Origin of the sequence: Frateuria sp., assembly GCF_035695185.1 — a bacterium.
In the GTDB taxonomy this organism is placed as follows: Bacteria; Pseudomonadota; Gammaproteobacteria; order Xanthomonadales; family Rhodanobacteraceae; genus Frateuria_A.
Genome location: NZ_DASSES010000219.1, coordinates 1 through 12,309, shown reverse-complemented (window position 1 = coordinate 12,309; position 12,309 = coordinate 1). Strand labels below are relative to the sequence as shown.

The 12,309-nt window shown below is 68.1% G+C and carries 9 protein-coding genes and 1 pseudogene; all 10 read left to right on the top strand.

From position 1 onward, the window contains the following. Positions 1–62 precede the first annotated feature (62 nt). On the top strand, positions 63–1,370 hold the full coding sequence (locus VFH59_RS18080; RefSeq protein WP_325166319.1) for an ABC transporter permease: 1,308 nt from the start codon (positions 63–65) through the stop codon (positions 1,368–1,370). Between the two features lie 12 nt (positions 1,371–1,382). Beyond that, positions 1,383–2,615 (top strand): ABC transporter permease, encoded by a 1,233-nt coding sequence (locus VFH59_RS18075; RefSeq protein ID WP_325166318.1) that lies wholly within the window; start codon positions 1,383–1,385, stop codon positions 2,613–2,615. 170 nt (positions 2,616–2,785) lie between these two features. Beyond that, a complete protein-coding gene (locus tag VFH59_RS18070) occupies positions 2,786–4,096 on the top strand; it encodes an ABC transporter permease (RefSeq protein WP_325166317.1) in 1,311 nt (436 codons plus the stop codon). A 10-nt stretch (positions 4,097–4,106) separates the two neighbouring features. Beyond that, entirely contained in the window at positions 4,107–5,348 is a 1,242-nt protein-coding gene (locus VFH59_RS18065) for an ABC transporter permease (protein WP_325166316.1), read from the top strand. Positions 5,349–5,410: 62 nt separating this feature from the next. Beyond that, positions 5,411–6,718 (top strand): ABC transporter permease, encoded by a 1,308-nt coding sequence (locus VFH59_RS18060; RefSeq protein WP_325166315.1) that lies wholly within the window; start codon positions 5,411–5,413, stop codon positions 6,716–6,718. Positions 6,719–6,725: 7 nt separating this feature from the next. After that, a complete protein-coding gene (locus VFH59_RS18055) occupies positions 6,726–7,955 on the top strand; it encodes an ABC transporter permease (RefSeq protein ID WP_325166314.1) in 1,230 nt (409 codons plus the stop codon). Positions 7,956–8,006: 51 nt separating this feature from the next. Next, positions 8,007–9,308 carry an ABC transporter permease gene (locus tag VFH59_RS18050; RefSeq protein WP_325166313.1) on the top strand — a complete coding sequence of 434 codons (1,302 nt, stop codon included), beginning with the start codon at positions 8,007–8,009 and terminating at the stop codon, positions 9,306–9,308. A 10-nt stretch (positions 9,309–9,318) separates the two neighbouring features. Next, on the top strand, positions 9,319–10,542 hold the full coding sequence (locus VFH59_RS18045; RefSeq protein WP_325166312.1) for an ABC transporter permease: 1,224 nt from the start codon (positions 9,319–9,321) through the stop codon (positions 10,540–10,542). Between the two features lie 38 nt (positions 10,543–10,580). Continuing rightward, positions 10,581–11,882, top strand: a complete 1,302-nt coding sequence (locus VFH59_RS18040; protein WP_325166311.1) for an ABC transporter permease — start codon at positions 10,581–10,583, stop codon at positions 11,880–11,882. A gap of 14 nt (positions 11,883–11,896) precedes the next feature. Beyond that, positions 11,897–12,309: pseudogene (locus VFH59_RS18035) on the top strand (ABC transporter permease); the annotation flags it as partial.

The following is a 12,309-nucleotide window of genomic DNA, read 5'->3' as shown; positions in this document are numbered from 1 at the left end:
TCCCCCGGCGCTTGCCGGGGGAGAGGACCGGGTGCGGCAACCTCACCTATCGGAACCCCGACATGTTCGCCTACTACTTCCAGCTTGGCCTGCGCAGTCTCCGCCGCAACCCGCTGCTGACCGCCCTGATGGTCATGGCGATCGGCTTCGGCGTGGCCGCCTCGATGATCACCTACTCGGTGTTCCGCGCCACCTCCAACAACCCGATCCCGGAGAAATCCGACCAGCTGTACGCGGTGCAGATCGCCAACTGGAAGCCGGACGACCTGGAAAAGGGCGAGCCGCCGAATGCGCTCAATTACACCGACGCGATGGCCTTCATGCGCGCGCACAAGGCCCGGCGCCAGACCGCGCTCTATCCGATCGCACCCTCGGTGATCCCGGCCGACGCCAGCCGCCTGCCCATCGAGGAGAACAGCTACGCCTGGTACGGCGATGCGTTCGCGATGTTCGACGTGCCCTTCCTGTACGGCGGCCCCTGGACGCAGGCGCAGGACGACGCCCGCGCCGCGGTCGTGGTGATCGGCAAGAAGCTCAACGACAAGCTGTTCAACGGCGCCAACAGCGTCGGCAGGACGGTCAACCTGGACGGCCACGACTACCGCATCACCGGCGTGATCGACGAGTGGGACCCGCAGCCACTGTTCTTCGACCCGGTCAACACCGGCGGTTTCGGCGACCCGATCGGGCTGTTCATCCCGTTCACGCGCGCGGTCGACCTGCAGATGCCCTCGGCCGGCAACAACAACTGCAACGACAACCCGGGCAATGGCTGGGACAACTGGCTGCACTCCGAATGCATCTGGGTCGCGTACTGGGCCGAGCTGCCGACCACGGCCGATGCCGCCAGCTACAAGCGCTGGCTCACCGGCTACGCCGCCGAGCAGCAGCGCGCCGGCCGCTTCAAGTGGGCTCCCAACGTGCGCCTGCGCAACGTGACCGACTGGCTGGACTTCAACAAGGTGGTGCCGCCGGAGTCGAAGATCTCGCTGCTGGTCTCGCTCGGCTTCCTGCTGATCTGCCTGGTCAACACGGTCGGCCTGCTGCTGGCGAAGTTCATGCGCCGGGCACCGGAGATCGGCGTGCGCCGCGCGCTAGGCGCCTCGCGCAGCGAGGTGTACGTGCAGTTCCTGATCGAGGCGGCCACGGTGGGGCTGGCCGGCGGTGCGCTCGGCCTGCTGCTGACCGGCCTGGGCGTGCTCGGCGTGGGTTGGGTCTTCGACGAACAGATCGCGCGCCTGGCCACGCTGGACGTCAAGCTGGTGATCCTCACCCTGATCGCCGCGGTATTGGCCACCGTGCTGGCCGCATTCTATCCCACCTGGCGGGCCGCGCAGGTCCAGCCGGCCTGGCAGCTGAAGTCCAACTGAGGAGGCGACCACATGTTGCAGATCAAGCCCATTCTCGCCGCCCTCAAGAGGCACAAGGCCGGCACCGTGCTGATCGCGTTGCAGATCGCGCTCACGCTCGCGATCGTGTGCAACGCGCTGTTCATCATCCGCCAGCGCACCGAACACCTTTCGCGCCCGACCGGCCTGGTGGAGAGCGACCTGCTCACCGTCGGCAACCACTGGGTGGGTGCCGACGACAAGGCCACCCCGTCGCTCACGCAGACCGACCTGGAGGCGCTGCGCCGGATGCCCGGCGTGCTCGATGCCACCGCCATCAACTCCTATCCGCTGCGCGGCGGTGGCTGGTCCACCGGCCTCTCGACCAACCCGGAGGCGCGCAAGGAGCAATCGCACACCACGCTGTACTTCAGCGATGACCACGCGCTGGCCACGATGGGCCTGAAGCTGGTGGCCGGCCGCAACTTCCGTCCCGACGAGATCGCCTGGGTAGACCCGAAGGACTTCGACACCACTCCGGTGGTAATCGTCAGCAAGGCCCTGGCGGACAAGCTCTACCCGCACGGCGATGCGCTGGGCAAGCCGGTCTACCAGGCCGGAGAAACCAAGCCGAGCACGATCATCGGCATCGTCGAGCGCCTGCAGGTGCCCTGGACCGGCACCTGGGCGGGCAACTTCGCCGAGAACTCCACGCTCATCCCGCGCCTGCTGACCGGCAACTTCGGCAGCTACCTGGTGCGCGCCCGCCCGGGCGAGCTGCCCCGCCTGACCAAGACCGTGCCGGCGCTGCTGTTCAAGACCAACCACATGCGCGTGATCCCCGAGGAGCGTGGCGTGCGCACCTTCGCCGAGGTGCGTGACCAGGCCTACAAGAGCGACCGCGGCATGGCGATCCTGATGGGCATCGTCTGCGCCGTGCTGCTGGCGATCACCGCCGCGGGCATCGTCGGCCTGACCAGCTTCTGGGTCGGCCAGCGGCGCAAGCAGATCGGCGTGCGCCGCGCGCTTGGCGCCACCCGTCACGACATCCTCAGCTACTTCCTCACCGAGAACCTGCTGATCGGCGCCGGCGGCGTGATTGTCGGCGCCGCGCTGGCGATCGGCATGAACCTGTGGCTGGTCAGCCATTTCGAGATGGAGCGGCTGTCGCTGCTGTACGTGGCCGCCGGCGTGATCGCGCTGTTGCTGCTGGGGCAGGGCGCGGTGCTGGCGCCGGCGATGAAGGCCTCGCGCGTGCCGCCGGTGGAGGCCACGCGCTCGGTTTGACGCTTTGGCGCCCGCTCCCCCTTTGGGAAGAGGGCCGGGGTGAGGGGCGGGCTCGCCCCGCACTCCATCGAAGAACAAGTTGGTCTGGGTAGGCGTGGCGCCCACGCTCCGCCCAGCCCCTCACCCCAACCCTCTCCCCGGAGGGGCGGGGGAGCAGATCCGGAGCGGTGATGTTCGGCTACTACTTCCAACTCGGCATGCGCAGCCTGCGCCGCAATCCCGCGCTGACCGGACTGATGGTCATCGCGATCGGGTTCGGCGTGGCGGCGTCCATGGTCACCTACGCCGTGTTCCGCGCGGTGTCCGGCAACCCGATCCCGGAAAAGTCCGCGCAGTTGTTCACGCCGCAGATCGATGGCTGGGGGCCGCAGCAGAACCTCAAGGGCGAGCCGGCGGAAGCGCTGGCCTACACCGACGCGATGGCCCTCATGCGCGCGCACGTGGCCAGGCGCCAGACCTTCCTCTACCCGGTGCAACTGTCGGTACTGCCGGGTAACCGCCGCGACCTTCCCCTGAACGTCAGCGGCTATGCCGTCACCGGCGATTTCTTCACCATGTTCGACGTGCCCTTCCGCTACGGAAGCGGCTGGCATGCGCAGGACGACACCGCGCGGGCCAGCGAGGTGGTCATCAGCGACCGGCTCAACCAGCAGCTGTTCGGTGGCGCGAACAGCGTAGGGCGCACCATCGACCTCGGTGGTCATGACTTCCGCGTGGCGGGTATCGCCGCCCACTGGAACCCCCGCCCGCGCTTCTACGACCTGTTCAGCACCAGCGGCTTTGCCGACGAGCCGGATCTCTACATGGTCTTCAACCGGGCGCTGGATCTGCAATGGCGCACCGGCGGGCGCAACAGCTGCCGGGGATCACTCAGCTACACGACCTGGCAGGGCTATCTGCAGAGCAACTGCGTCTGGATCACTCCGTGGGTAGAGCTGGACAGCCCGGCCGAGGCCGCCGCATACCGCCGCTTCCTCACCAACTATGCCGCCGAGCAGCAACGCGCGGGCCGCTTCGACTGGGCGCCCAACGTGCGCCTGCACGACGTGATGCAGTGGCTCGAGCAGGAGCAGGTGGTGCCGCCGGAGAGCCGCATCTCGCTGGTGGTGGCGCTGGGGTTTTTCCTGATCTGCCTGATCAACACCATCGGCTTGCTGCTGGCCAAGTTCATGCGCCGTGCCGGCGAGATCGGCGTGCGCCGCGCCTTGGGTGCCACGCGAGGGGAGATCTACTCGCAATACCTGGTCGAGGCCGGGACGGTCGGCTTTGCCGGTGGCGTGCTGGGTCTGCTCCTGACCGCGATGGGGGTGGCCGGGGTCGGCATCCTGTTCCGGCCGGAGATCGCCAAGCTGGCGCAGCTCGATGTCTCGCTGGTCGGCCTTACGCTCGTCGTTGCCATCGCAGCCACCGTACTCGCGGCGTTCTATCCAGCCTGGCGCGCGGCACACGTGCAGCCCGCCTGGCAGCTGAAATCGAACTGAGGAGAGCTCTGTGAACATCCAGATCAGGCCCATCCTCACCGCGCTGCGCCGGCACAAGGCGGGCACGCTGCTGATCGCGGCGCAGATCGCCTTGACGCTGGCCATCGTGTGCAACGCGTTGTTCATCATCCACCAGCGGCTGGTCAACCTTTCCCAGACCAGTGGCGTGGACGAGGCCAACGTGTTCGTCATCGCCAACATGTGGGCCGATGCCAGCCAGTCGACCTCGCAGATCGATGCACAGGTGCGCGCCGACCTGCTCGCACTGCGGCAGCTCCCTGCGGTCCGCGATGCCACGCCTGCCAGCGGTTACCCGCTGAGGGGCGGCGGCTGGGACAACTTCATCACGATGACGCCCGAGCAGGCCAAGCCGACCACGGATGCGGCGGTGTACACCGGCGACGAGCGCTTCATTGATACGCTGGGCCTCAAGCTCGTCGCGGGGCGCAATTTCCGCTCCGACGAGGTGCTGGCAATGGGTACCCAGCAGGCCATTACCCCCTCGACGGCGATCGTGAGCAAGGCACTGGCCGACCGCCTGTTTCCCGGCGGCAACGCGCTGGGCAAGAGCTTCTACGCGATGGGCAGCACGCCGAGCACCATCGTCGGTATCGTCGATCCGCTGCACCGGCAGGGTGTGGACCAGTGGAGCAATACCTATGCCGGGCAGGCGCTGATCTGGCCGATGCGCGCGGACGATGCGCGCGGCATTTATTACATCGTGCGCTCCAGGCCTGGCATGCTTGCCGACGCCATGCGCGAGGCCCCGAGGGCGCTGTTCGCGCAAAACCGCATGCGCATCATCGATGCCAAGGACGGTGTGCAGGACTACGCCACCATCCGCCACCGGGTATACGACAGCGACCGCGGTATGGCCGTCCTGATGGGCATCATCAGCGCGGTGCTGCTGGTGATCACCGCCGCGGGCATCGTCGGACTGACCAGTTTCTGGGTCGGCCAGCGGCGCAAGCAGATCGGCGTACGTCGCGCGCTGGGTGCGCGCCAGCGCGACATCCTGAGCTATTTCCTTACCGAGAACCTGCTGATCACCACCGGCGGTGTCTTGCTTGGCCTGGTGCTGGCGGTGTCGATGAACCTCTGGCTGGTGCTGCGGCTGGGTTCGCAGCCGATGTCGCCGCTGTACCTGGCTGCGGGGGTGCTGTTGCTGCTGTTGCTGGGGCAGGGGGCGGTCCTGGCACCGGCCCTGAAGGCGTCGCGCGTGCCGCCGGTCGAGGCCACGCGGTCGGTCTAGCGTAACCAGGCCACGTCGCTCCTCCGATGGAGGCAGGCGCGGGGGCCATCACGGAGTTCTGGATGCTCGGCTACTACTTCCAACTTGCATGGCGCAGCCTCCGCCGCAACCGCGCGCTCACCGCGCTGATGGTGCTGGCCATCGCGCTGGGCATCGGCGCCAGCATGACCACGCTGACCGTGCTGCACGTGCTCTCGGGCGATCCGCTGCCGGGCAAGAGCGCGCAGCTCTATTACCCGCAGCTGGATCCCCAGGACCTCAAGGGCATGCGGCCGGACAAGGAGCCGCCGGCGCAGGTCACGCTCATCGACGGTTTGAACCTGCTGCATGCCCGGCGGGCCGACCGGCAGGCGCTGATGACCGGCGGCCGGGTGCCGGTCCAGCCCGACCGGGCGAACCTCGACCCGTTCTACGTAAAGGCGCGCTACACCACCGCCGACTTCTTCACGATGTTCGACGCACCGTTCCTCTACGGCCACGGCTGGAGCGCCGGCGACGAAGAGGCGAAGGCGCGCCAGGTGGTGATCGGCCGCGACCTCAACAACAGGCTGTTCGGTGGCGCCAATAGCGTCGGGCGCAGCCTGCGCCTGCGCGGTACGACCTTCCAAGTCGTCGGCGTGCTCGACGACTGGCACCTCAATCCGCATTTCTACGACCTCAACACCGGCAGCTTCGACTACGTCGAGCAGGTATTCCTGCCGCTGCAGACGATGGTCGACCTGTTGCTTGCCCACGACGGCTCGACCGATTGCTGGGGCAACTCCGGCGGCGGCGTGGGCAACATCCTGCCGATGCCCAGCTGCGTGTGGCTGCAGTTCTGGGTGCAGCTGGACAGCCCGGCGAAGGCGGCGGCGTACAGGCAGTTCCTGGTGCATTACTCGCAGGAGCAGCACGCGATGGGCCGCTTCGAGCGGGCGCCCAACGTACGCCTGCGCAACGTCATGCAGTGGCTCGACTACAACATGGTGGTGCCCGACGACGTGCGCCTGCAGACCATGCTGGCGTTCGGCTTCCTGCTGGTGTGCCTGGTCAACACGGTCGGGCTGATGCTGGCCAAGTTCATGCGCCGCGCCGCCGAACTGGGGGTGCGCCGCGCGCTGGGTGCCTCGCGGCGCGCGCTGTTCATGCAGCTGCTGGTCGAGTCGGGCGTCATCGGGCTGGTCGGCGGCGTCGGCGGCCTGCTGCTGGCGCTGGGTGGCCTGTGGCTGGTGCGGCAGCGGCCATCGGACTACGCGGCGATGGCGCACCTGGACGTGGGCATGCTGCTCGCCACTTTCGTGCTGGCGCTGTGCGCGGCGCTGCTGGCCGGCCTGCTGCCGGCGTGGCGTGCCTGCCAGATCGCGCCGGCCCTGCAACTGAAGAGCAACTGAGGCGGCCATGGTCATTCGTCCCATTCTCGCCACGCTGCGCCGGCACAAGCTCACCGCGGGCCTGCTGGTGCTGGAGATCGCGCTGACCTGCGCGATCGTCTGCAATGCGGTGTTCCTGATCGGCCAGCGCCTGCAGCGGATGGACATGCCCAGCGGCGTGGCCGAGCACGAATTGCTGCAGATCGAGCTGTCCGACGTGATGCCGGTGGTCAACCCCTATGCGCGCGCCGAGGAGGACCTGGCCGTGCTGCGCCAGGTGCCCGGCGTGCAGTCGGTGGGGATCACCAACCAGCTGCCGTTCGGCGGTTCCTCGTCCAACGCCAACATCCGGCGTGACCCCGCGCAGCGGGATCCGTCGTTCAGCGCCGGCACCTACTTCGGCGAGAACCTGCCGCAGACCTTCGGCGCCCGGCTGGTCGCCGGGCGCCAGCTGCGGCCCGAGGAATACGTCAATGCCGACATCGTCATGAAGGCGCTGGGCGAGGGCGACATGCAGGCCTTGCCCAAGGTCGCGCTGGTCACCCAGGCCATGGCCGACCGCCTCTGGCCGGGCCAGAACCCGCTCGGCAGGATCGTCTACGTGACGCCGCAGGTCGGGTTGCGCGTGGTCGGCGTGCTGGCCACGCTGGTGCGCGCCAATCCCTATGATCCGGCCACCGCGCAGCTGAGCATGGTCATGCCGCTGCGCATGGGCGTGGCCGACCAGAGCTACGTGATCCGCACCCGGCCGCAGGATCGCCAGCGCGTGCTGGCCGCCGCCCTGGCAGCGCTCAAGCAGGTGAACCCGCAGCGCGTGGTGTCCGCCAGCCGCAGCTTCGACGAGATCCGGCAACGCTATTTCCAGGACGACCGCGCCATGGCCGGCATCCTCGTCGGGGTCATCGCGGCGCTGCTGACCGTCACCGCGCTGGGCATCGTCGGCCTGGCCAGCTTCTGGGTCGCGCAGCGCCGCCGCACCATCGGCGTGCGCCGGGCGCTGGGCGCCACCCGCGCCGACATCCTGCGCTACTTCCAGACCGAGAATTTCCTGCTGGCCACCGCCGGCATCGTGCTCGGCATGGTGCTGGCCTACGGCCTCAACCTGTACCTGATGGCGCACTACGAACTGCCCAGCCTGCCGGCCGCCTACCTGCCGGCAGGTGCGCTGGTGCTGTGGCTGCTCGGCCAGCTGGCGGTGCTCGGCCCGGCGCTGCGCGCCGCCGGGGTGCCGCCGGTGGTCGCCACGCGCAGCGTCTGAATTCCCTCCCTTTTCCCCTGGCGGGGAGAGGGCTCCTCAAGGAGAACCGGTATGTTCGGCTACTACTTCGACCTGGCCCTGCGCAGCCTCAAGCGCAACAAGGCGCTCACCGCGTTGATGGTGCTGGCCATCGCGCTGGGCATCGGCGCCAACATGACCACCCTCACCGTGTTGCACGTGCTGTCGGGCGACCCGTTGCCCGACCGCAGTGCGCAGCTGTACTACCCGCAGCTGGACCCACGGGACATGGACGGCTACCAGCCCAGCGACGAACCGCCGGTGCAGGTGACCTGGACCGACGGCATGAACCTGCTGCACGCCAAACGTGCCGACCGCCAGGCGCTGATGACCGGCGGCGCGGTGCCGATCCAGCCGGCGCAGTCGGCGATCGAGCCGTTCTACGAGGATGCCCGCTACACCAGCGCCGACTTCTTTCCGATGTTCGCCACGCCGATGCTCTACGGCCGCCCGTGGAGCGTGGCCGACGACGAGGCCCATGCCCGCGTGGCGGTGATCTCGCGCAAACTCAACGAGAAGCTGTTCCAGGGCCGCGACAGCACTGGCCAGACGCTGCGCATGAACGATGAGGCCTTCCGCATCGTCGGCGTGATGGACAGCTGGCGCCCCGCGCCGCACTTCTACGACCTCAACAGCGGCAGCTACCACGGCGACGAAGGCGTGTTCGTGCCGCTGACCACCGCGTTCGAGCTGAAGTTCGACCACAACGGCTCCACCGACTGCTGGGGCAAGGGCGGTGACCCGGACCACATGGAAACGGCCCCGTGCGTGTTCCTGCAGTTCTGGGTGCAGCTCGCGACGCCGGCCAAGGCGGCCGCGTACAAGGCATTCCTGCTGCATTACTCGCAGGACCAGAAGGCCCTGGGCCGTTTCCAGCGGCCGCCGAACGTGCGCCTGCACGACCTGATGGGCTGGCTGGACTACCAGAAGGTGGTGCCGGGCGACGTGCGCCTGCAGGCCTGGCTGGCATTCGGCTTCCTGCTGGTGTGCCTGGTCAACACGGTGGGCCTGATGCTCGCCAAGTTCCTGCGCCGCAGCCCGGAGCTGGGCGTGCGCCGCGCGCTGGGCGCGGCGCGGCGCGAGGTCTTCATGCAACTGCTGGTCGAATCGGGAGTGATCGGGCTGGCCGGGGGCGTGGGCGGCCTGCTGCTGGCGCTCGGCGGCCTGTGGCTGGTGCGCCGGCAGCCCTCCGACTACGCCGGCCTCGCCCACCTGGACCTGTCGATGCTCGCCACCACCATCGTGCTGGCCATCGGCGCCACCTTGCTGGCCGGCCTGCTGCCGGCCTGGCGCGCCTGCCAGGTCACGCCCGCCCTGCAACTGAAGAGCAACTAGGAGAGCCGCCATGGACATCCTGCCCATTCTCTCCACCCTGCGCCGGCACAAGATCACCGCGCTGCTGGTGGTGCTGGAGATCGCGCTGACCTGCGCCATCGTCTGCAACGCCGTGTTCCTGATCTCGCAGCGGCTCGAGCGCATGCGCATGCCCAGCGGCGTGGCCGAGCACGAACTTGTCGAGATCGAGGTCCAGGGCATCGGCAAGCCCACCTCGGCCAAGGCGCGCGCGCAGGAAGACCTGGCGCTGCTGCGGCAGATCCCGGGCGTGAAATCGGCCGCGCTGGTCAACGAAGTGCCGTTCACCAACAGCTCGTGGAACACCAGCGTCAAGCTGGATCCCAAGCAGAAGCTGCCCACGCTCAATGCCACGCAGTATTTCGGCGAGAACCTGCTGGAGACCTACGGGACGCGGCTGGTGGCCGGTCGCTATTTCAACGCCGACGAGTACCTCGACTTCGCGAACGTGCAGCGCGACGAGGCGCTGCAGAAGAAGGTCGCCGGGGTGATCATCACGCATGACCTGGCGCAGAAGCTCTGGCCGGGCCGGCAGCCACTGGGCCAGGCGATCTACCTCGGCGACGTTTCGGTGCGCGTGGTCGGCGTGGTCGACAAGCTCATCCGCCCCTCGCTCTTCAACGGCGACGAGAGCGCGCAGTGGACGATGGTCTTCCCCCTGCGCATGGACACGAGCAACGCCGGGCGCTACGTGCTGCGCGCGGCTCCGCAGGACCGCGAGCGGGTGATCGCCGCGGCCGTGGCGACCCTGCGCAAGGCCGATCCGCACCGGGTCATCCTCAACAAGAAGACGCTGGACGACTATCGCGCCGAATTCTTCCAGGACGACCGCGCCATGGCCGGCCTGCTGGCGGGCGTGTGCGTGGCATTGCTGATCGTCACCGCGCTCGGCATCGTCGGGCTGGGCAGCTTCTGGGTCGCGCAGCGGCGACGCACCATCGGCGTGCGGCGCGCGCTCGGCGCCACCCGCGGCAGCATCCTGCGCTATTTCCAGACCGAGAACTTCTTGCTCGCCACGATCGGCATCGTGCTGGGCATGGGGCTGGCCTACGGCATCAACCTCTTCCTGATGCTGCACTACGAACTGCCGAGACTGCCTTCGGCGTACTTCCCGATCGGTGCGGTGGCGCTGTGGCTGATCGGCCAGGTGGCGGTGCTCGGGCCGGCCATGCGCGCCGCGGCAGTGCCGCCGGTGGTCGCCACGCGCAGCGTGTGACGTCCGCTCCTCCCCCTTCGGCTGGCCAAGGAAACCCGATGTTCGGCTACTACCTCGATCTCGCGCTGCGGAGCCTCCGGCGCAACAGGATGCTCACCGCGCTGATGGTGCTCGCCATCGCCGTGGGCATCGGCGCGAGCATGACCACGCTTACCCTCGTGCATCTGCTCTCCGGTGACCCCATGCCCGGCAAGAGCGGAACGCTGTATTTCCCGCAGGTGGACCCCGAGAACCCGGCGAGCCTGGAACACCAGGAGCCTTACCCGGTGATGGACTATCGCTCGGCGACCGATCTGTGGAAGGCGCACCGCGCCGACCGGCAGGCACTGCTGACGAGCAGCTCGGTGAAGGTGCGTGCCACCGACAGCGGCCGGCCGCCGCTCATCCTGGGCATGCTCTCCACCACGTCGGACTTCTTCCCGATGTTCCAGGTCCCGTTCCAGTACGGCAGCGGCTGGAGCGCACAGGACGACCAGGGCCGCGCACGCGTGGCGGTGATCTCGGCCGATCTCAACGCCAAGCTGTTCGGAGGCGCCAATAGCGTCGGCCGCAGCCTGCGGGTCCGTGACGCCGACGTCCGCATCGTCGGCGTGCTCAAGCCCTGGCGGCCCACGCCGCTGTTCTACGACCCCTGGAGCCAGAACTTCAGCAAGACCGAAGACGTCTTCACGCCGTTCAGCACCAGCCTGGAAATCAACGAGGGCAACTTCCAGGCCTACACCTGCTGGCACGTGCCGGAACATCCCGGATACCTGCAGAACTCGGATTGCGTCTGGGTGTGGCTGTGGGTGCAGCTGGACAGTCCGGCCAGGGTGGCCGCCTACCGGCGCTTCCTGACCGACTACGCGGAGCAGCAGAAGGCGCAGGGCCGTTTCGCGGTGGGCAAGGAGCACGTCCGCCTGCGCGACGTGATGGACTGGCTGAACGCGCGCGGCATGGTGCCGGACGACGTGCGGCTGCAGGCCTGGCTGGCAGCGGCGTTCCTGGCGATCTGCCTGTTCAACGCGGTGGGCCTGCTGCTGGCGAAGTTCCTGCGCCGCAGCGGCGAGATCAGCGTCCGTCGCGCCATGGGCGCCAGGCGCCGCGACATCTTCGTGCAGTTCGGCGTGGAGTCGGCCCTGATCGGGATTGCAGGCGGCGTGCTCGGATTGCTGATCGCGCAGGCCGGATTGTGGAGCGTGCGCCAGCGCCCGGACGACTATGCGCACCTGGCGACGATGGACCCTTCCATGTTGCTGGGCACCTTCGCGCTGGCCATCGTTGCGAGCGTGCTGGCCGGGTTGTTGCCGGCGTGGCGGGCCTGCAGGGTCGTGTCATCACTGCAGTTGAAGACGCAGTAAGGGAACATACCATCATGCAATTGCGACCCATCCTCGTCACGCTGCGCCATCACAGGCTGACCACGCTGCTGCTGGCCCTGCAGGTGGCATTCACCTGCGCCATCGTCTGCAACGTGGTGTTCCTGATCGCGAATCGCGTCCAGCGGATCACCGTTCCGACCGGCATCGCGGAAAACGAACTGTCCGTCATCCGCAGCACCGGCATCGGCAAGGATGAAAACCCGCAGGCGCGGCACGAAGCCGATCTGGCTGCATTGCGCGCGATCCCCGGCGTCACCTCCGCGGTGGCGGTCAGCTATTCGCTGCCGTTGAACCAGAATGAATATTCGACCGGCACCTGCCCCGACAGGCAGGCGCTGGAGCGCGCGATGCAGATCATGTCCGCGGAGGGAACCGGCTGCCTAAATGCGAGCGTGTACGACGGCAC